Below are 21281 nucleotides of genomic sequence, written 5' to 3' on the forward strand. Positions count from 1 at the left end.
CCTCCTTACAGTTCAGCGACAAGTTTATCCACGATGTCGCTATTAGCAGCTTCATCCACGGAACGTTCGATGATCTTCTCGGCGCCAGCAACAGCCAGAATCGCAACCTGCTTACGCAGTTCTTCGCGAGCACGTTTACGCTCGGCTTCAATTTCAGCCTGCGCTTGCGTCACGATTTTAGTGCGTTCCTGTTCTGCTTCAGCTTTTGCTTCGTCCAGGATCTGAGAACGACGTTTGTTCGCCTGCTCGATGATTACCTGGGCTTCCGCTTTCGCTTTTTTCAGCTGGTCGGTCGCGTTGGCCTGTGCAAGGTCCAAATCTTTCTTAGCGCGTTCTGCAGAAGCCAGACCGTCAGCAATTTCTTTCTGACGTTTTTCGATGGCAGCCATTAAAGGCGGCCATACATACTTCATGCAGAACCAGACAAAGATAACAAACGCGATGGCCTGGCCGAGGATTGTTGCGTTCATGTTCACAGCACAATACCTCTTTAAATTTACAACTGTGGCTTAGGGTGTTTAATACTGCTTACTACGCGACAGCAAACATCACGTACAGACCCAGACCTACAGCGATCATCGGGATAGCATCCACCAGACCCATAACGATAAAGAACTGAGTACGCAGCAGAGGAATCAGATCCGGCTGACGCGCTGCGCCTTCCAGGAATTTACCCCCGAGGATGCCGATACCGATCGCAGCACCGATCGCCGCCAGACCCATCATCACAGCGGCAGCCATGTACAGCAGATCCATATTCAGGTTTTCCATGACAGTCTCCAGTTTGTTTCAGTTAAAACGTAGTAGTGTTGGTAAAAAAATCAGTGCTCTTCAGACGCCATCGACAGATAGACGATCGTCAGAACCATGAAGATAAAGGCTTGCAGCGTAATAATCAGGATGTGGAAAATGGCCCATGGCACATTCAGAACCCACTGTGACCACCACGGCAGAAGACCCGCGATCAGAATGAAAATCAGCTCACCCGCATACATGTTGCCGAACAGTCGCAGACCGAGAGAGATCGGTTTGGACAGCAGGCTAACGCCTTCCAGAATCAAGTTGATTGGAATGAACGCCCAGTGGTTGAACGGCTGCAGGGTAAGCTCTTTCACGAAGCCGCCTACACCTTTCATTTTGATGCTGTAGAAAAGAATCAGGATGAACACGCCCAGCGCCATAGACAGGGTGATGTTCACGTCAGCAGACGGAACCACACGCAGGGCTGGCAGGCCGAAGATGTGCTCGCCGATAAACGGCAGCAGGTCGATCGGCAGCAGGTCCATCAGGTTCATCAGGAAGACCCACACAAAGACAGTCAGTGCCAGCGGAGCAATAACCTTGCTCTTACCGTGGTACATGTCTTTGACGCTGCCATGGACGAAGCCAATGATCATTTCGATGAAAGTCTGGAATTTCCCGGGAACACCGCTGGTCGCGCGTTTCGCTACGCCACGGAAAATGGCCAGGAACAACAGACCCAGTACCACCGAGAAGAACATGGAGTCGATATTAATCGTCCAGAAGGTGGCCGGGGGGTTATGCGGATCCACCAGCGAGAATGTACGCAGGTCGATCTGAAGGTTGTTCAGATGGTGACCTATGTAATCCTGCGGCGTCATATTTTCTGAAGCCATGATGCCTTTTACCCTTTGTTATTGATTACAGCTGGCGCCAGAATTTGTACCACCAGCACCAAAACCCACGTCACTATCAGCGGCAGAAATACCACTTTAAAAACAGCCAGCGCCACCACCAGGAGGGCAAAGGTCAGCAACACCTTACACACTTCGCCCAGAGCGAAGGACCAGGCCATGCGGCCTTTGGCAGGTGTATGCGCCTGATGACGCCAGGCAAAAATCATAAACAGCATGTTTGGCAGAACCACCGCCAAACCTCCGCTTAACGCAGAGATGCCCCAGAAGGGGTCTTTAAGGCTGAACAGCAATCCACTTGCTATCACGGCCAGAAACTGAATGAACAGAAGCTTACGAGCAACGTTTCGACTCAAGAGCGACACAGACATCACGTATTTACTCCTGCTCCCTTCGAGGTATGCCGCGTGTCGTATAAAACGTCCTTTGAGGCTCAGAGTCAAGCATCAAAAAGCGGACAAATTATACGGTGCGCCCCCGTGATTTCAAACAATAAGTAGCGAAAAGGTGAATAAATGTTTAAATATTTTTCCCCAGCGCTATTTATTAACTTTTCCACAAACAGCCTGTGCGGATACAAAACTGCAAACAGCGCGCAAACGTTGGTGATAAAGCGTGCACGGGATCACAAAATACACATTTACGATAAGGTCGTTTAAATCAAACAATTAAAACGCTTTAATTCATCTTTCTGAAAATAAAGGCGAATTTACCCAACTATTTTTAAAACAGGCCAGTACACAATAAAAACCTTTTATTGACATTCTTAATAAATATTTAACATTAAGCGTAGTGACCTTTTTTGACTTTTAGCCTGCTGATACTTTCGCTGTTGATTATATTTTTGGTTAACTACATGCCATAGTTAACGGCAAGAAAATCCACGGTAACAGCAAGGTTAAATTAAGGCAGACCTGTTCTCGAATGACGCCTGCCTTTTTAACACCCAAAGAACAGCACAAATTCCACATTTTTTATTAATATTTTAAATATTGTTTGGCTTAATTATCACCAAATGACGCTCTCCGGTGAGCTGCGGTACCTTTAATTTCACACTCTTCTCGACAGCGTATTTCGACGGCAACAGCGCAATCTCCTCTTCCGGCATCACCCCTTTCAGCGCATAAAAACGCCCCTGCTCGCCCGGCAAGTGATGACACCAGCTCACCATATCATTCAGGGAAGCAAAGGCACGGCTGATCACCCCATCGAACGGCGGCTCGGCCGGAAACTCCTCTACCCTGCTCTGTACAAGAGTAATGTTTTCCAGCTTCAATTCATGCTGCACCTGTTTGAGGAAGCGCACGCGCTTGCCAAGGCTATCCAGCAACGTGAACTGGCACTCAGGGCGCACAATGGATAATGGAATGCCAGGCAGACCCGGACCGGTACCGACATCGATAAAACGCGCCCCTTCCAGATGGGGAGCCACCACGATACTGTCGAGGATATGACGTACCAGCATCTCGTTGGGGTCGCGTACGGAGGTCAGGTTGTACGCTTTGTTCCATTTGTTCAGCATGTCGACATAGGCCACCAGCTGATTTTTCTGGTGATCGGTGAGCGAAATACCTGCTTCATCCAGCAGACGAGAGAGTTTGTTAAGCACGGTGAATACCTGTTGAGATGCAGTCAGAGGGAGACCAGTTCCCTCTGCTGTAAAGTTCGATCCGCCCGGTAAGCGTAGCCTTACCGGGCAATTTTACAAATCTTAAGCACTGCGGCGCAGCATACCCTGTTTTTTCAGCCAGACCAGCAGAATTGAGATCGCAGCCGGCGTCACGCCAGAGATACGCGATGCCTGACCGATTGAGACCGGCTTGTGATCGTTCAGCTTGGCGATCACTTCGTTGGAAAGACCGGTAACCTGGCGGTAATCCAGGACGGCAGGCAGCAAGGTGTTTTCGTTGCGCTGCTGTTTTTCAATCTCGTCCTGCTGGCGAGCGATATAGCCTTCGTATTTCACCTGAATTTCTACCTGCTCGGCCGCTTCGGCATCTGCCAGGCCCGGCGCGAACGGCGTCATCTGCATCAGCTGTGCGTAAGTCATCTCTGGACGACGCAGCAGATCTTCTGCGCTGGCCTCTCTGGAGAGTGGCGCAGTTAGGTGAGCGTTCACTTCAGCAGCTGAGTCAGAGAGCGGATTCACCCAGGTCGACTTCAGGCGCTGACGTTCGGTTTCGATGCGCTCCAGTTTCTCGTTGAAGCGCGCCCAGCGTTCGTCATCCACCAGTCCCAGTTCACGGCCCATTTCGGTCAGACGCAGGTCAGCGTTGTCTTCACGCAACATCAGGCGGTATTCCGCTCGGGAGGTAAACATGCGGTACGGCTCTTTGGTCCCGAGCGTACAGAGATCGTCCACCAGCACGCCAAGGTATGCCTGATCGCGACGCGGAGCCCAGCCCTCTTTTTCGGCGGAGAAGCGGGCTGCGTTGAGACCGGCCAGTAACCCCTGAGCGGCAGCCTCTTCGTAACCGGTGGTCCCATTGATCTGGCCGGCAAAGAACAGCCCCTCGATGTATTTGCTCTCGAGGGTAGGTTTCAGGTCGCGCGGATCGAAGAAATCGTACTCAATGGCGTAGCCAGGACGCACAATCTTCGCGTTTTCCATGCCCTGCATGGAGCGCACAATCTGCATCTGTACATCGAACGGCAGGCTGGTGGAGATACCGTTCGGGTAAATTTCGTTGGAGGTCAGCCCTTCCGGTTCGAGGAAGATCTGGTGTTGGTTACGATCGGCGAAGCGCATGACCTTGTCTTCGATCGACGGGCAGTAGCGCGGGCCGATCCCTTCGATCACACCGGCATACATCGGGCTACGATCAAGGTTATTACGGATCACGTCGTGGGTTTTTTCATTGGTGTGCGTGATATAGCACGGCACCTGCTGCGGGTGTTGAGCCGCATTGCCCATGAACGAGAAGACCGGCATCGGGTTATCGCCATGCTGTTGCGCCAGTACGCTGAAATCGATGGTACGAGCGTCAATACGCGGCGGTGTCCCCGTTTTCAGGCGATTAACGCGCAGCGGCAGCTCACGCAGACGGCGCGACAACGAAATGGACGGCGGATCGCCAGCACGGCCACCGCTGTAGTTATCCATTCCAATATGAATTTTGCCATCCAGGAAGGTGCCCACGGTCAGTACCACGGATTTCGCGCGGAATTTCAGCCCCATCTGGGTTACGGCACCGACGACACGATCGTTTTCCACAATCAGATCCTCAACCGCCTGCTGGAAGATCATCAGGTTCGGTTGATTCTCCAGCGCGGTGCGTACCGCCTGACGGTAGAGCACGCGGTCTGCCTGAGCACGCGTCGCACGGACGGCTGGGCCTTTGCTTGCGTTTAGTATCCTAAACTGAATGCCGGCCTGATCGATCGCTTTTGCCATCAGGCCGCCAAGCGCATCCACTTCTTTTACCAGGTGTCCTTTCCCAATGCCGCCAATCGCCGGATTGCAGGACATCTGTCCCAGCGTGTCGATATTGTGTGTCAAAAGCAGGGTCTGTTGACCCATTCGCGCTGCGGCCATCGCGGCCTCAGTGCCTGCATGACCCCCGCCAATGATGATGACGTCAAAAGGATCCTGATAAAACATGGTGGTCTGCCTCGCATAAAGCGGTTTGAAAATGGATTGAAGCCCGGGCCGAGGATTCTACTCAACTTTAGTCTTTCGAGAAAGCACTGGGATCCTGGGCTATTAAAAAGAAGATCTCTTTCTTTAGAGATCTGTTCTATTGTGATCTCTTATTAGGATCGCCGGATCTTGTGGATAAGCCGGATCTCACAAATAAGATCATGTGGTTAGAGAGGATCGTTTGCTGTGAATGATCGGTGATCCTACGACGTATAAGCTGGGATCAGATCGCGATGTTATACACAGCACAAAAAGTAATCGAAGGTTGTTAGTGGGATAACTACGGGTTAATCCAAGCTTTTAACCAGAGTTATCCACATCTGTTCGCGCGATCTTTAATCGTTTTTGAGTAAATTTTTCCATTTACCCAACCATTCTTCGGCTGGATCTTCCGGAATGTCATGATCGAGGACGTTGATCTTCAGCGTTTCGCCAATCTGTTTTGCCCCACAGGCGGTAAATGCGGCATCAACTTTGTCCACCGCACCACAGAAGGTGTCATATTCGCGGCTGCCAATACCAATTGAACCGAAACGCACGCCGGAGAGGTCTGGCTGCTGTTCCTGCAGTTCATCGTAGAGGGGCTGGAGGTTATCGGGGAGATCCCCCGCACCATGGGTCGAGGTGATCAATAGCCAGATCCCCTCCACAGAGAGATCCTCAAGCAACGGCCCGTGCAGGGTTTCAGTAGAAAAACCGGCCTCTTCCAGCTTTTCAGCCAGGTGCTCTGCAACATATTCTGCACCGCCAAGGGTGCTACCGCTGATAAGAGTAATGTCTGCCATGGATCGCTCGCTCATATAAAGAGGGAAACATTGTACGCTGTGAGCGAGCTGGGATCTACCTGTGGAAAATGTGGGAATAATTTTTCCCGATCAGGGGCGGATGGTACGCATGATCGGGTTCTGCAGGGAGATCAAGGTTTCGGTGGACTGGATTTCATCGATTGTTTGGATCTTGTTGATAAGTACCTGCTGCAGGGCATCGATCGATCGGCACATTACTTTTATAAAGATGCTGTAATGGCCTGTGGTGTAGTACGCCTCGGTGACTTCATCCAGCGCGTTCAGCCTGGCCAGCGCCGAAGGATAGTCTTTCGCACTCTTTAGTATGATGCCAATAAAGCAGCAGACGTCGTAGCCCAACTGCTTAGGGCTGACATCGATATGGGCGCCGGTAATAATGCCCGCCTGCTTCATTTTCTCTACGCGTACATGGATGGTACCTGGACTGACGCCAAATTGTTTGGCCAGCTCAGCATAGGCCGTGCGGGCATTGGCCATTAACGCTTCCAGGATGCCCCGGTCCAGATTGTCGATCTGATAATTTTCCATAGGTTTTTCTTATGTAGATTGCTGATTTTCTCTATTTTAGCGTCTTATTTTAACGAATCAAAAGTGTAGTTGGCATTTTATTGTGGGATTATTGTATGGCGGCGTTTTTTGTTGCTTAATCAATTGCAACAGGACGCAGGAGTATAAATATGAAAACCGCATACATCGCAAAACAACGCCAGATCAGTTTCGTTAAATCCCACTTTTCCCGCCAGTTGGAAGAGAGGCTGGGCCTGATAGAAGTGCAGGCACCTATCCTCAGCCGTGTGGGCGATGGGACGCAAGATAACCTGTCTGGTTGCGAAAAAGCGGTTCAGGTTAAAGTGAAAACACTGCCAGACGCCCAGTTCGAAGTGGTTCATTCACTGGCGAAGTGGAAGCGTCAAACCCTGGGACAACACGACTTCAGCGCGGGCGAAGGGCTTTACACGCACATGAAAGCCCTTCGCCCCGATGAAGACCGCCTTACTGCTATTCACTCTGTCTACGTTGACCAGTGGGACTGGGAACGTGTCATGGGGGATGGCGAGCGTCATACCCGCACGCTGAAATCCACGGTTGAAGCTATCTACGCCGGGATCAAAGCGACCGAAGCGGCCGTAAGCAAAGAGTTTGGGCTGACCCCGTTCCTGCCAGAGACGATCCAGTTCGTTCACAGCCAGGATCTTTTGACACGTTATCCGGATCTGGATGCCAAAGGCCGTGAGCGTGCCATCGCTAAAGAGTTGGGTGCCGTATTCCTGATTGGTATCGGCGGCAAGCTGTCCGATGGTCAGCGCCACGATGTACGTGCCCCGGACTACGATGACTGGAGCAGTGAAAGCGAGAGCGGTTTTGCGGGTCTGAACGGCGATATTCTGGTGTGGAACCCTATCCTTGAAGATGCGTTTGAACTCTCTTCAATGGGGATCCGTGTCGATGCAGAAGCCCTGAAGCGTCAGCTTTCTATTATGGGTGATGAAGATCGCCTGCAGCTGGAGTGGCATCAGGCGCTGCTGCGCGGTGAAATGCCGCAGACGATTGGTGGCGGTATCGGCCAGTCACGTTTGACAATGCTGTTATTACAGCTGTCGCATATCGGCCAGGTTCAGTGCGGTGTCTGGCCACAGCAGGTGCGTGAAAGCATCGACGCCCTTCTTTAATTAACGCCGCCAGCGTCGAAGCAGGCGGCTACGTAACCCGGTATCAAAGCGCCAGATATGATCGAAGATGCGCATGATGCCGGGTTTTCCATGTGCCGACATCGCTACGGCATGGAACCGATGCTGGTGCACCTGCTGCAACACCTTCACTTTGTTTACCACCTCTTCCGGCAATCGCTGAGCTATAAAGTCAGAAATCACCACGGCGTCCGCATCGTACCACTCCCCGCCCTGCATGCGCTCGATAATGGCGCGAAAACAGCTGGCGAGATCCGTGCCGCCGCGAAAGCGCTGGCTGAGAAAGCGGATCGCCTGCTCTATCCCCTCCGGGCCTGTCAGTTCATAGCCCACCACTTCGCTGGAGAAGAGCATAATAAAGCAGCGGCGACGATCGGCGAGGGCAACCCGCATCAGCGCCAGACAAAACGCCTTGGCGCACTGCTCATTAAAGCCCCCCATCGAACCCGAGGTATCTACACAGACGATAAACGGACCGCGCGGCTGTTCATCAAAATCCTGATGCACAACCGGTCGCTGACTCACCTTCTCCCGCCAGGCTTCACCGTGTAGCCGATAAGTGAGAAGCTGTTTTTCCACCAGCCGTCGATAAAACTCATACTCCAGTTCGGTGATACCCAGCGTGGCCAGCTCAGGCGGTAACAGCCGCAGGATATCATCGCTCTGTTGCAGCCCGTCGACCTGTTCTGGCACGGTGGCCGGTTCACGTACCAGGGTACGGAAGGTCTCCATCGGCGCGTCTTTCTTCGGAACTGATTTGGCCTCTCTGGAGCGCCCCAGCTGTTCCGCCAGCTGCATCAGTTCGGGTTGCTGCGTAAGAAAATCGCCGTAGCGCACAATCAACTGATAGTCGCCGCGTTTAAGCTGACCTGCACTCATGTCCCATAGCCGACCAGCGGCGTTGTCATTCTCGACCAGTACCGGCTCCAGCGCGCCTGCCAGGGTCATACGTTCCTGCACTTCACTGAGTAATTGTTCGCGCTCTTCCTCCAGCAATTGCTGATTAAGCGTCGTGGCCTGCACCACTAAGCTCAGGCGCCAACGCTGGAGGAACAGCGTGTGGAGCGCAGGCGTAAAGGTGGCGTTATCCGCCACCAGCTGTCGGGCCTGGCTTGCGAATGGCGAATGGACGTTATCCAGTAGAGTCAGGATCTGTGGAAGCTGGACAATCAGCTGCGGGGTGGAGAGCAGCTGGCTTTGCTGATAGCACATCACCTCTTCGGTCAGCTCGGGCGGAACGCGCGTATCCTTCATCCGCTTTCGCAATCCTTCTCGCCAGCGGGGAAGATCGTCGGTAATGGCTGTTTTTAATTTGGGAAATTTTTCAAAAAAGATCGCCAGCTGAGGTGAGGCGAGTAGCGCAACAACGAGTTCCTCAATTAACCCCTCTTCGCCCACAGCCAGCATGATATTTAAGGTATCCAGCGTTAGCATTGACGCGCCTGTTTAATCTGCGCGCCTACATCCTGCAGACTGGCTTCGATACGACCTAACCAGTCGCTGTGAATAAACAGACATTTTTGCTGCTCGCTAAAGCGCGTATGTTGCTGGTGCCAGGCGTTATCCAGCGCTTCCAGCTGCTGGGTGATTTCGTCGGGAACGCTGTCAGAGGTGCTGCCGGGCAGCGCAAGGCGCGATCCCTGAAGACTCACGTCGCGGATCACCAGATGCAGACTGCCGTCCACCTCCATGTTCAACGGCTGAGCAAAGCCAATGCCGTTGAGTTTGCCGCGGATTTCGCCACCCTTGCTAAGCCACTGGGCCAGAGGCTCGCGCTCGATAGTGACATGAATCACCTGCATATCGTGCAGTTTGAGCGGCTGCTGGAGTAACAGTGTCAGCGTGGTCTCGCTCAGCTCCTCGGGCAGCTCGTAGTGCGGTTTACGGGCAAACATGCCGCTCTGTCGGCTAACGCGTAGTGCTGTTTTATCACTCTGTTGCTGCTGCAACTGAATGCGTCGTTGCGATATAGCACCGAGCTGGTTAAGCATCTCCTGCTGACCCCAGGCATGCGCGGTCATCAATACTTCCAGCTGTTGCTGCATCAGATTCATGCCATTCGCGTCGTGCCAGAGACAATCTTTCAACAGAATGAGGTCGATAGGCGCGACCGCATCGCGGCCGCTAAAGAAGGCGCTGGCCTGCAGCAAGCGGATCGCTTTTTTCCAGCGGCGATCCGACACGTACGGCGCGCCAGACAGGTTATCCAGCTGCTGACGTAACATAAAGATCAGGTCAAAGACCGCATCCGGCAGGGTGATTTTGCCGATCTCTCCTTGCCACTGCTGGTACTCTTCATCGGTAACCTGCAGCCCGGCGGGAACCGGGTTGTCATTTTCATCCTGCTGGCTAATCAGCAACGAGCGGAAATTGGCCTTATCCTGAACCTTGTCGAGCCACAGGCGAATCAGCATACGGTCATACAGCGCTTCCAGGCTGCTGTCAGCCTCTGGCAGCTCATTCGATGCGGCCACCAGCAAGCGCATGGGGATCTTCTCTTCGTGGGCACCGTTACGGAAGCGGCGTTCGTTAATGGCGGTAAGCAAGGTATTCAGGATCGCCGGGCCGGCTTTCCATATCTCATCAAGAAAAACGATTTCCGCTTCGGGCAGATATCCTGTAGTCAGTCGTTCATACCGCCCTTCATCTTTTAACGCCTGAATGGAGAGGGGACCGAATACCTCTTCCGGCGTGGAGAAGCGCGTCATCAGGTATTCGAATGCCCGGGCATGCTGAAAAGCAAACTTCAGACGGCGGGCGATCAGGCTTTTGGCAATGCCTGGTGGGCCAAGTAGAAAGACGCTTTCACCGCTCAGTGCCGCCAGTAAACAGAGCCGAATGGCGTGGCTACGTTCGAACAGCCCTTTTTCTAACGCACTGCTTAGACGAGAAATTCTTTCTGCTAATAAATGAGTGTGAGCCATAATTATTCTGCATCCTTTCGCCGTGGATCCGGCTAGTTGAAGCGAGTATAGACGTTTCGTCATGCGCTGGTAATAGACTGAAGTGCGGCGCTATTTTCTTTGCGTTACGTTAAGCGGACTGCATTTAGGGGTACGATTTTGCAATGAATCGTGCATACTGTGCGCCTTTTTGTGGGCCAAGGGACTAAGCACACATTTGTTATATCAACGAAAAGACTAGTCTATGAGCACTGAGAATAAGCAATCATTACCCGCAATCACGCTTGCGGCGATCGGGGTTGTCTACGGTGATATTGGCACCAGCCCGCTTTATACGCTACGCGAATGTTTGTCCGGTCAGTTTGGTTTTGGCGTTGAACGTGACGCTGTGTTCGGTTTTTTATCCCTGATTTTCTGGCTTCTCATCTGTGTTGTTTCTATTAAATACCTGTCGTTCGTCATGCGCGCGGATAACGCCGGTGAAGGCGGGATCCTGACCCTGATGTCTCTGGCCGGGCGTAATACCTCGCCAAAAATGACCTCGTTTCTGGTCATCATCGGCCTGATAGGCGGTAGTTTCTTTTATGGCGAGGTAGTGATAACCCCGGCGATATCGGTGATGTCCGCCATCGAGGGGCTGGAGATTATCGCGCCGGAGCTTGATACCTGGATTGTGCCGCTCTCGATTCTGGTGTTAACACTGCTATTTGCGATTCAGAAGCACGGAACCGGGCTGGTGGGTAAGCTTTTTGCCCCGATTATGCTGGCGTGGTTCCTGATTCTGGCGGTGCTGGGCCTGCGCGGTATTATCGCCAACCCGGAAGTGCTGCAGGCGCTGAATCCCGCCTGGGCGGTCCACTTCTTCATGGAGTATAAAACCGTCTCCTTTGTCGCGCTGGGCGCGGTGGTGCTCTCTATTACTGGCGTGGAAGCACTCTATGCGGATATGGGCCACTTCGGTAAATTGCCGATTCGCCTCGCATGGTTCTCGGTCGTGCTGCCCTCGCTGGTGCTTAACTACTTTGGTCAGGGCGCGCTGTTGCTGAAGAATCCGGAAGCGATTAAAAACCCGTTCTTCCTGCTGGCACCGGAGTGGGCGCTGGTACCGATGCTGTTCATCGCCACTCTGGCGACGGTGATCGCCTCGCAGGCGGTGATATCAGGCGTCTTCTCTCTGACCCGTCAGGCCGTTCGTCTGGGCTACCTCTCACCGATGCGGATTATCCATACCTCCGAAATGGAGTCCGGACAGATTTACATCCCTTTCATTAACTGGCTGCTCTACTTTGCGGTAGTTATCGTTATTGTTAGCTTCGAGCACTCCAGCAATCTGGCCGCGGCTTACGGTATCGCCGTCACCGGCACCATGGTGCTGACCTCGATACTTTCTACTACGGTGGCTTATCGCAACTGGCACTGGAACAAGTTCCTCGTCGCCATCATCCTGGTGGCTTTCCTCTGCATCGACGTACCGCTGTTCTCGGCAAACCTCGATAAGATTGTCTCCGGTGGCTGGTTGCCGCTGACGCTGGGTCTGGTGATGTTTATTGTGATGACCACCTGGAAGAGCGAGCGTTTCCGGCTGCTGCGTCGCATGCACGAACACGGTAATTCCCTTGAGGCGATGATTGCCTCGCTGGAGAAATCCCCGCCGGTGCGAGTGCCAGGTACCGCGGTATATATGTCACGCGCATTAAATGTGATCCCGTTTGCCCTGATGCACAATCTCAAGCACAACAAGGTGCTGCATGAGCGGGTTATCCTGCTGACACTGCGTACTGAAGATGCCCCTTACGTGCATAACGTGCGTCGCGTGCAGATTGAGCAGCTCTCGCCGACCTTCTGGCGCGTAGTGGCGAGCTACGGCTGGCGCGAAACGCCAAACGTCGAAGAGGTGTTCCACCGCTGCGGTCTGGAAGGTCTTAGCTGCCGGATGATGGAGACCTCGTTCTTCATGTCGCACGAATCGCTGATTATCGGTAAACGTCCGTGGTATCTACGTTTACGCGGCAAGCTGTATCTCATTCTGCAGCGTAACGCGCTGCGTGCGCCTGACCAGTTTGAAATTCCGCCCAATCGCGTCATAGAGTTAGGTACACAGGTCGAGATTTAACCCCTCCGCCCGGCGATCCCCCCGCCGGGCATCTTCTTTTTACCCCGCCAGTTTAGGTTAGCGAAACGTTTCGAAGCCGATCACAATTCTGCTACGTCATGATGGTTTTCTGAACACGCCTCAGATTAAACTCACCTCAGCGAAACGTTTCGCTAGTGGAGCAAAAAAATGAAGAAAGGCACCGTACTTAACGCAGATATCTCATCGGTTATTTCCCGGCTTGGGCATACCGATACGCTGGTGGTTTGCGATGCAGGCTTACCGGTTCCCCGTAGCACAACCCGTATTGATATGGCATTAACGCAGGGTGTGCCCTCGTTTATGCAGGTACTGGAAGTGGTGACGGCGGAGATGCAGGTTGAGGCGGCCATTCTCGCGACGGAGATTAAACAAAATAATCCGCAACTCCACGAAACGTTGCTCAGCCACATTGAGCAACTGCAACAACACCAGGGAAACACCATAGAAATTCGTTACACAACGCACGAACAGTTCAAACAACAAACCGCAGACAGTCAGGCGGTGATTCGCAGCGGGGAGTGTTCCCCGTATGCGAATATCATTCTCTGTGCTGGCGTCACCTTCTGAGGCCATCATGGACGCATTATTGCAACTCAAAGGGATCGATAAGTCGTTCCCGGGCGTAAAAGCCCTCTCCGGCGCGGCGCTAAATGTTTACGCCGGACGCGTGATGGCGCTGGTGGGTGAAAACGGCGCCGGCAAATCCACCATGATGAAAGTGCTTACCGGTATCTATCAACGCGATGCCGGTTCGCTGCTGTGGCTGAGCCAGGAGACGACCTTTACGGGTCCTAAATCCTCGCAGGAAGCCGGTATCGGCATTATCCACCAGGAGCTGAACCTAATCCCGCAACTCACCATTGCGGAGAACATCTTCCTGGGCCGCGAATTTGTTAATCGCTTTGGCAAAATTGACTGGAAAACCATGTATGCCGAAGCCGATAAGCTGCTGGCGAAGCTCAACCTGCGCTTTAAGAGCGATCGGCTGGTAGGCGACCTTTCTATTGGCGATCAACAGATGGTAGAAATCGCCAAGGTGTTGAGCTTCGAGTCGAAGGTTATCGTTATGGATGAACCGACCGATGCACTCACCGATACCGAAACCGAATCCCTGTTCCGCGTTATCCGCGAGCTAAAAGCGCAGGGGCGTGGCGTGGTCTATATCTCACACCGCATGAAAGAGATCTTCGAGATTTGCGATGACGTGACTGTCTTCCGTGACGGGCAGTTTATTGCCGAACGTGAAGTGGCGACGCTCAACGAAGATACGCTGATTGAAATGATGGTGGGACGTAAGCTGGAAGATCAATATCCCCGTCTCGATGAAGCACCGGGTGCGCTGCGTCTGAAGGTGGATAATCTCTGCGGCCCTGGAGTGAGCGATGTGAGCTTTACGCTGCGTCAGGGGGAAATTCTCGGTGTGGCAGGGCTAATGGGTGCCGGGCGTACCGAACTCATGAAAGTCCTCTACGGAGCGCTGCCCCGTACCAGCGGTTACGTGACGCTTGATGGTCATGAGGTGGTCACACGTTCACCGCAGGATGGGCTGGCAAACGGCATCGTCTACATTTCTGAAGATCGTAAACGTGACGGCCTGGTGCTCGGTATGTCGGTTAAAGAGAACATGTCTTTAACCGCGCTGCGTTACTTCAGCCGTAGCGGCGGTAGCGTGAAACATAAAGACGAGCAGCAGGCGGTCAGCGATTTTATGCGCCTCTTTAATGTGAAAACGCCGTCGATGGATCAGGCGATTGGCCTGTTATCCGGTGGTAACCAGCAGAAAGTGGCCATTGCCCGCGGCCTGATGACGCGCCCGAAGGTTCTCATTCTCGATGAGCCAACCCGTGGCGTAGACGTTGGGGCGAAAAAAGAGATCTATCAGCTCATTAACCAGTTCAAGGCCGATGGCCTGAGCATCATTCTGGTCTCTTCCGAGATGCCAGAAGTATTAGGCATGAGCGATCGCATTATTGTTATGCACGAAGGGCATCTCGGCGGTGAATTCACTCGCGAGCAGGCCACCCAGGAAGTTCTGATGGCTGCCGCTGTGGGCAAGCTTAATCGCGTGAATCAGGAGTAAGAAGATGACTACCCAGGCTGTTTCTGGTCGCCGTTATTTCACTAAGGCATGGTTGATGGAACAAAAATCGCTGATTGCCCTGCTGGTGCTGATCGCGATTGTCTCTACCATGAGCCCGAACTTTTTTACCATTAATAACCTCTTTAATATCCTTCAGCAGACATCTGTGAACGCCATTATGGCGGTCGGGATGACGCTGGTGATCTTAACATCGGGGATCGACTTGTCCGTCGGTTCTCTGCTGGCGCTAACCGGTGCCATCGCTGCGTCGATTGTTGGCGTTGAAGTTAATGCGCTGGTGGCCGTGGCCGCTGCACTGGCTGCCGGCGCGGCAATTGGTGCGGTAACCGGTGTGATTGTGGCCAAAGGCCGCGTTCAGGCGTTTATCGCCACGCTGGTTATGATGCTGCTGCTGCGTGGTGTCACCATGGTTTATACCAATGGTAGTCCGGTAAATACCGGTTTTACCGACAACGCCGATCTGTTTGGCTGGTTTGGTATTGGCCGTCCGCTGGGCATTCCTACCCCGGTCTGGATCATGGGGTTTGTCTTCCTGGCAGCGTGGTACATGCTGCACCATACCCGCCTGGGCCGTTATATCTATGCCCTGGGGGGTAACGAAGCGGCAACGCGCCTGTCCGGTATCAGCGTTAATAAAGTCAAAATTATCGTTTACTCTCTGTCCGGCCTGCTGGCGTCTTTGGCAGGTATTATCGAAGTGGCGCGTCTCTCCTCGGCACAGCCGACGGCGGGTACGGGCTATGAGCTGGATGCCATTGCGGCAGTCGTGCTGGGCGGTACCAGCCTCGCGGGTGGTAAAGGTCGTATTGTTGGGACCCTGATCGGCGCATTGATCCTCGGTTTCCTGAATAATGGTTTGAATTTGCTAGGTGTTTCCTCCTATTACCAGATGATCGTTAAAGCAGTGGTGATTTTGCTGGCGGTACTGGTAGACAACAAAAAACAGTAACTGACGACACTACAGGACATCTCTGATATGAACATGAAAAAACTGGCTACCCTGGTTTCTGCTGTAGCACTGAGCGCAACCGTGAGTGCGAACGCAATGGCGAAAGACACCATCGCGCTGGTCATCTCTACGCTGAATAACCCGTTCTTCGTCTCCCTGAAGGATGGCGCACAGAAAGAAGCAGACAAACTGGGCTATAACCTGGTGGTTCTGGACTCCCAGAATAACCCGGCGAAAGAGCTGGCTAACGTTCAGGACTTGACCGTTCGCGGTACTAAAATTCTGCTGATCAACCCAACCGATTCCGACGCGGTAGGTAACGCCGTGAAGATGGCTAACCAGGCTAACATCCCGGTCATTACCCTTGACCGTCAGGCAAGCAAAGGTGAAGTGGTAAGCCATATCGCCTCTGACAACGTGCTGGGTGGCAAGATTGCCGGTGACTACATCGCGAAGAAAGCGGGTGAAGGCGCGAAAGTGATCGAACTGCAGGGTATCGCCGGTACCTCTGCTGCCCGTGAGCGTGGTGAAGGCTTCCAGCAGGCCGTTGCTGCCCACAAATTTAACGTCCTGGCGAGCCAGCCCGCTGACTTCGACCGCACTAAGGGTCTGAACGTCATGCAGAACCTGCTGACCGCGCATCCGGATGTTAAAGCGGTATTTGCTCAGAACGATGAAATGGCACTGGGCGCGCTGCGTGCATTGCAGACCGCAGGTAAATCAGATGTGATGGTGGTTGGATTTGACGGCACGCCTGATGGTGAAAAAGCGGTAAATGATGGCAAACTGGCTGCGACCATTGCTCAGCTGCCTGAGCAGATCGGCGTTACTGGCGTGCAGACTGCTGACAAAGTGCTGAAGGGCGAAAAAGTTCAGGCCAAATATCCCGTTGACCTGAAACTGGTCATCAAGCAGTAATATGCAGCTCAGGCAGTAACAGGCTGCCTGAAGGACAACATATAAAGAAAAGTGTGGCATACGCCACCGGGTCACCCCGGTGGCGCTCTCAGATGGACACTCAATTATGAAAACCGCAGGTAAGCTCGTCGTCCTTGGCAGTATTAATGCCGATCACATTCTTAACCTTGATTCATTCCCCTCCCCAGGCGAAACCGTAACCGGTAACCAGTATCAGGTTGCATTTGGTGGTAAAGGTGCCAATCAGGCCGTTGCCGCCGGGCGCAGCGGTGCCAGCATTGCGTTTATTGCCTGTACGGGCGATGACGATACTGGCGAGCGCGTTTGTCAGCAGCTGCAACGCGACAATATCGATATTACGCCGATCAGCGTGGTCAAAGGCGAGTCTACCGGGGTGGCGTTAATTTTCGTCAACGGCGAAGGTGAGAATGTTATCGGTATTCATGCGGGCGCAAACGCCCAACTGACCACCGAAAGGGTGGAGGCGCAGCGTGACATTATTGCAGGCGCTCAGGCTCTGCTTATGCAGCTGGAGTCGCCGGTTGAAAGCGTACTTGAAGCCGCGAAAATTGCGCATGAAAATCATACCACTGTCGTACTTAATCCTGCGCCGGCCCGTGTATTATCAGACGAGCTACTGGCGCTGGTGGATATCATCACTCCTAACGAAACCGAAGCGGAAAAGCTGACGGGTATTCGCGTTGAAAATGACGACGACGCGGCGCATGCGGCAAAGGCGTTACATGATAAAGGCATCGAAACCGTTATCATCACGCTTGGCAGTCGCGGCGTGTGGGCCAGCGTCAAGGGGGAAGGTCGTCGCGTGGCTGGATTCCGCGTGAAAGCGATCGATACCATTGCCGCGGGCGATACCTTTAACGGCGCGCTGGTGACCGCGCTGCTGGAAGGCTCATCTCTGGACGATGCCATCCGCTTTGCACATGCCGCTGCCGCAATTGCGGTAACCCGTAAAGGTGCTCAGCCTTCCGTTCCGTGGCGTAACGAGATTGATGACTTCTTAAGTCAACAGGGGTAATGCTTGGCTACAATGAAAGATGTCGCCCGCATGGCGGGCGTTTCTACTTCCACTGTCTCCCACGTTATCAATAAGGATCGTTTCGTCAGTGAGGCGATCAGGGAGAAAGTTAAAGCTGCAGTCAAAGAACTCAACTATGCGCCTTCGGCGCTGGCGCGCAGTCTTAAGCTCAACCAGACGCGCACCATCGGTATGCTTATTACCGCCAGTACCAACCCCTTTTATTCGGAACTTGTTCGCGGCGTAGAGCGCAGCTGCTTTGAACGGGGCTATAGCCTCGTGCTGTGTAATACCGAAGGTGACGAGCAACGTATGAACAGTAATCTGGAAACGCTGATGCAGAAACGCGTCGATGGGTTACTGCTGCTATGCACCGAAACGCATCAGCCGTCGAAGGAGATTATCCAACGCTACCCTTCCGTTCCGACGGTAATGATGGACTGGGCGCCGTTCGACGGCACCAGCGATCTGATTCAGGATAACTCCCTGCTGGGGGGCGACATGGCGACCCAGCATCTTATCGATAAAGGCCATACCCGCATCGCCTGCATTACCGGGCCGCTGGATAAAACGCCGGCACGCCTGCGCCTGGAGGGTTTTCTGGTCGCCATGGCGCGCGCAGGTTTACCCGTCCCGGATGGCTATCAAATTACCGGCGATTTTGAGTTCAGCGGGGGTTACGAGGCGATGCAGACGCTGCTGCAAAAAGCAGAGCGGCCGCAGGCAGTATTTATTGGCAACGATGCTATGGCGGTTGGGGCTTATCAGGCGTTATATCAGGCGGGACTTCGCGTGCCGGACGACATCGCCATTGTGGGTTACGACGACATCGAACTGGCGCGCTATATGACACCGCCGCTCACTACCATTCATCAACCTAAAGATGAACTGGGAGAGCTGGCCATTGACGTGCTGATCCATCGAATGGCGCAACCCGCGCTGCAGCAACAGCGGCTGCAGCTTACTCCTGTTCTGATGGAACGGGGGTCGGTTTAGGTTTGTGACGCTCTTTAATCATGTTGCTGCCATCTTTCGGCTTCAACAACATAAAGACCAGCGCCGAGACCACCGTTAATGCTCCCATCGTTAAAAAGGTATAGTGGAATTGCTCGACGGTATTAGAACCGTCGAAACCTTCATAGAACCGCAGAACTGCCGCACTAACCGCAACGCCCAGACTGATTGAGAGTTGCTGCGCCACGGCCAGCACGCTGTTACCGCTGCTGGCGTTTTCATCGGTGAGGTCCGCGAGGGTGATAGTATTCATCGAGGTAAACTGCGTCGACATCGCCATCCCCAATACAAACAATGGCAAGATCAGCATCCACACCGGCAGCGCCGCAGACTGCAGTGAAAATTGCGCAATCATCACGCCAATGAAGATGGTGACGCCTACCAGGGTTTTACGGTAACCCAACCGGCGCAGTACTTGCGTCACACCTGACTTAGCCAGAATCGATCCCACTGCCGTAGGGGCCATCATGCAGCCCGCGATAAGCGCCGGGTATCCAAAACCTACCTGCAGCATCAACGGCATCAGGAACGGCACACAACCGGTACCGAGACGTGAAGCGATATTGCCGGCAATGCCGACTGAAAAGGTACGGGTGTTGAACAGAGAGAGTGATATGAGCGGTGTGGGATGACGACGCGCGTGACGTATATAAAGAAGAAAAAGCACAACCCCACTGAAGATGACCGACAGCGCTAACCCGCTGGCGACAATCTTTTCGCCAAAAAGCTCCATTCCGCTCGAGAAGAGCACAAGGCTCAGGCCAAACAGGAAGAAACCGCGCATATCAAACTTCCGCCGCGGCGTGGTGAAGTTGGGCATGCACTTACGGGCGTAAAGGAGCCCGGCAATTCCGATAGGAATGTTAATCAAGAATATCCAGTGCCAGCTCGCCCAGGTCACAAACACGCCGCCCAGCACCGGGCCCAGTATCGGCCCAACCAGCCCTGGCATCGTCACGAAATTCAGTACCGGCAACAATTCACTGCGTGGATAGGCCCGTAAGAGTGCCAGACGCGCGACAGGCATCATCATCGCCCCGCCAACGCCCTGAAGCACACGGAAGATAACCAGTTCAGTTAACGATCCTGAGAGCGCGCAGGCCAGCGATCCCAGTGTGAACAGCGATACCGCCACCATAAAGACACGCTGCGTACCGAAACGGTCGGCTAGCCAGCCGCTAACCGGGATCAACATCGCGACCGTCAGGGTATAACTGATAATGGCTGACTGCATCGCCAGTGGAGAGCGATTCAGACTTTCGGCAATGGCGGGAAGCGCGGTATTAAGGATGGTGGCATCGAGCGCCTGCATAAAGAAGGCCATCGCCGCTATCCACGGCAGGCCGGCCATACTGCGCGCTTTTTTAATGGTCATTCATTGTCCTCTACCTGGCTGGTGCGGCAAGTAATGCCTGACTGGCGCTCATGGCTCGTGGCCCATCACTCTCGAGAATGGCGTCGACAATGGCCTGGTGTAAATCCAGCTTCACCACTTCATCCTGGGTTATAGAAGTGAAATAGGTGTGATAGATCGAATGGAACAGCGAAGCGAACGAGGTCAGGAAGGGGTTGCCGCTCATCTCGTAGACATGTTCATGCCAGGCCATATCCACTTCAATCCAGCGTTCACGATTAAACTTCCTCTTCAGTTCCAGCATCTCTGCCATCAATGTATTCAGACGTGCTTTCTGCTCTGCCGTTCCCTGCGTTGCGGCCAGCAAGCAAGCCTGAGGCTCCAGGCTGCTGCGCATAACAAGGAAGTACTCAATAACCTGATTAAAGTTTTGTTCGGTCATCCACCAGGAGAGCAATTCCTGATCGAGGAAGTTCCAGTTACTTTGCGGCAATACGCGCGTACCGATACGCGGGCGAGGTAATACCATGCCCTTTGCGGTTAATGTCTTTACGGCTTCCCGAACGGCGGTACGACTAACACCAAACTGTTCACCGAGCTCCAGTTCCCCCGGGAGAATCGTTCCTGGCGCATAGACACCCGTCAAAATTCGCTGGGCTAGCTTCTCTGCCAGCATATAAGAGAGGTTTTTTTGGGCCGCCAGCTGCTGTGCGCTTAATGGCATAACGCATATTCCTTAATTTCTCATGCTATTGAGTATGCCATCAGCAGTGTGATTATGGTGGCAAAAACAGCAAATAGCGCAATTACTGGCGTTGGAATGGTCAATCTGGTGAAAAAAAACACGGTCAGAAACTTTTTTCAAATTTACTCTTGTCACCGCCGAAGAACTCCCTATAATGCGCCTCCACTGACACGGAACAACGGCTTACAGGCCGCCGGGTTAGCGGGGTTCAGAGATGAACGCCAGCAGAGAAAAGCGAAAATAAACGCTTGACTCTGAAAGAGGAAAGAGTAATATACGCCACTTCGCAACGGTGAGCTGAAAGCCGCGTTGCACTGCTCTTTAACAATTTATCAGAC

General features: G+C 53.3%; 20 protein-coding genes. 8 read left to right on the top strand and 12 right to left on the bottom strand.

Translation table 11 applies throughout. The features are described 5' to 3' along the window. Positions 1-5 precede the first annotated feature (5 nt). From atpF to asnC, 8 genes are all read right to left on the bottom strand, one after another. Positions 6-476, bottom strand: coding sequence for a F0F1 ATP synthase subunit B (gene atpF / locus B2Q93_RS09350; RefSeq protein WP_040077703.1), 471 nt, complete (start codon positions 474-476; stop codon positions 6-8). A gap of 55 nt (positions 477-531) precedes the next feature. After that, positions 532-771: a F0F1 ATP synthase subunit C gene (gene atpE / locus B2Q93_RS09355; protein WP_000429386.1), complete on the bottom strand. Its 240-nt coding sequence runs from the start codon at positions 769-771 to the stop codon at positions 532-534. Positions 772-821: 50 nt separating this feature from the next. Further along, positions 822-1637, bottom strand: coding sequence for a F0F1 ATP synthase subunit A (gene atpB / locus B2Q93_RS09360; RefSeq protein ID WP_040077702.1), 816 nt, complete (start codon positions 1635-1637; stop codon positions 822-824). Positions 1638-1645: 8 nt separating this feature from the next. Then, entirely contained in the window at positions 1646-2026 is a 381-nt protein-coding gene (atpI, locus tag B2Q93_RS09365; protein ID WP_040077701.1) for a F0F1 ATP synthase subunit I, read from the bottom strand. Between the two features lie 614 nt (positions 2027-2640). Continuing rightward, the gene (gene rsmG / locus B2Q93_RS09370) at positions 2641-3264 is read right to left on the bottom strand and encodes a 16S rRNA (guanine(527)-N(7))-methyltransferase RsmG (RefSeq protein WP_286932653.1); all 624 of its coding nucleotides are present in this window, start codon (positions 3262-3264) and stop codon (positions 2641-2643) included. Positions 3265-3366: 102 nt separating this feature from the next. Then, complete coding sequence (mnmG, locus tag B2Q93_RS09375; protein WP_046886365.1) at positions 3367-5256, bottom strand: tRNA uridine-5-carboxymethylaminomethyl(34) synthesis enzyme MnmG; 1890 nt, start codon at positions 5254-5256, stop codon at positions 3367-3369. A gap of 374 nt (positions 5257-5630) precedes the next feature. Further along, positions 5631-6080, bottom strand: coding sequence for an FMN-binding protein MioC (mioC, locus tag B2Q93_RS09380; RefSeq protein ID WP_040077698.1), 450 nt, complete (start codon positions 6078-6080; stop codon positions 5631-5633). 90 nt (positions 6081-6170) lie between these two features. Further along, complete coding sequence (asnC, locus tag B2Q93_RS09385; RefSeq protein ID WP_023331653.1) at positions 6171-6629, bottom strand: transcriptional regulator AsnC; 459 nt, start codon at positions 6627-6629, stop codon at positions 6171-6173. Positions 6630-6778: 149 nt separating this feature from the next. On the opposite strand from asnC, the gene asnA reads away from it, so the two are divergent. Further along, entirely contained in the window at positions 6779-7771 is a 993-nt protein-coding gene (asnA, locus tag B2Q93_RS09390; RefSeq protein ID WP_286932655.1) for an aspartate--ammonia ligase, read from the top strand. Here asnA and viaA read toward each other — a convergent pair whose 3' ends face one another. Beyond that, positions 7772-9223 carry an ATPase RavA stimulator ViaA gene (gene viaA / locus B2Q93_RS09395; protein WP_040077694.1) on the bottom strand — a complete coding sequence of 484 codons (1452 nt, stop codon included), beginning with the start codon at positions 9221-9223 and terminating at the stop codon, positions 7772-7774. Further along, complete coding sequence (gene ravA / locus B2Q93_RS09400) at positions 9217-10713, bottom strand: ATPase RavA (protein WP_286932656.1); 1497 nt, start codon at positions 10711-10713, stop codon at positions 9217-9219. The genes viaA and ravA overlap by 7 nt, the downstream gene beginning before the upstream one ends. 223 nt (positions 10714-10936) lie before the next feature. On the opposite strand from ravA, the gene kup reads away from it, so the two are divergent. From kup to rbsR, 7 genes are all read left to right on the top strand, one after another. Continuing rightward, entirely contained in the window at positions 10937-12805 is a 1869-nt protein-coding gene (gene kup / locus B2Q93_RS09405) for a low affinity potassium transporter Kup (protein ID WP_046886368.1), read from the top strand. A gap of 168 nt (positions 12806-12973) precedes the next feature. Next, positions 12974-13393, top strand: coding sequence for a D-ribose pyranase (gene rbsD / locus B2Q93_RS09410; RefSeq protein ID WP_040077691.1), 420 nt, complete (start codon positions 12974-12976; stop codon positions 13391-13393). Positions 13394-13400: 7 nt separating this feature from the next. Continuing rightward, positions 13401-14906 carry a ribose ABC transporter ATP-binding protein RbsA gene (gene rbsA / locus B2Q93_RS09415; RefSeq protein ID WP_286932667.1) on the top strand — a complete coding sequence of 502 codons (1506 nt, stop codon included), beginning with the start codon at positions 13401-13403 and terminating at the stop codon, positions 14904-14906. A 4-nt stretch (positions 14907-14910) separates the two neighbouring features. Further along, positions 14911-15876, top strand: coding sequence for a ribose ABC transporter permease (gene rbsC, locus B2Q93_RS09420; RefSeq protein ID WP_046886370.1), 966 nt, complete (start codon positions 14911-14913; stop codon positions 15874-15876). 27 nt (positions 15877-15903) lie between these two features. Next, positions 15904-16794: a ribose ABC transporter substrate-binding protein RbsB gene (rbsB, locus tag B2Q93_RS09425; protein WP_040077687.1), complete on the top strand. Its 891-nt coding sequence runs from the start codon at positions 15904-15906 to the stop codon at positions 16792-16794. Positions 16795-16900: 106 nt separating this feature from the next. Then, positions 16901-17830: a ribokinase gene (gene rbsK / locus B2Q93_RS09430; RefSeq protein ID WP_286932658.1), complete on the top strand. Its 930-nt coding sequence runs from the start codon at positions 16901-16903 to the stop codon at positions 17828-17830. Positions 17831-17833: 3 nt separating this feature from the next. Continuing rightward, positions 17834-18826 (top strand): ribose operon transcriptional repressor RbsR, encoded by a 993-nt coding sequence (gene rbsR, locus B2Q93_RS09435; RefSeq protein ID WP_286932660.1) that lies wholly within the window; start codon positions 17834-17836, stop codon positions 18824-18826. Here the strand turns inward: rbsR and mdtD are convergent. Beyond that, positions 18792-20219, bottom strand: a complete 1428-nt coding sequence (gene mdtD, locus B2Q93_RS09440) for a multidrug transporter subunit MdtD (protein ID WP_046886372.1) — start codon at positions 20217-20219, stop codon at positions 18792-18794. The genes rbsR and mdtD overlap by 35 nt on opposite strands. Before the next feature lie 10 nt (positions 20220-20229). Further along, on the bottom strand, positions 20230-20922 hold the full coding sequence (locus B2Q93_RS09445) for a FadR/GntR family transcriptional regulator (protein ID WP_286932662.1): 693 nt from the start codon (positions 20920-20922) through the stop codon (positions 20230-20232). Positions 20923-21281 lie beyond the last annotated feature (359 nt).

It is taken from the genome of Leclercia sp. UBA5958, assembly GCF_002430365.1.
Classification (GTDB): domain Bacteria; phylum Pseudomonadota; class Gammaproteobacteria; order Enterobacterales; family Enterobacteriaceae; genus Enterobacter; species Enterobacter pneumoniae.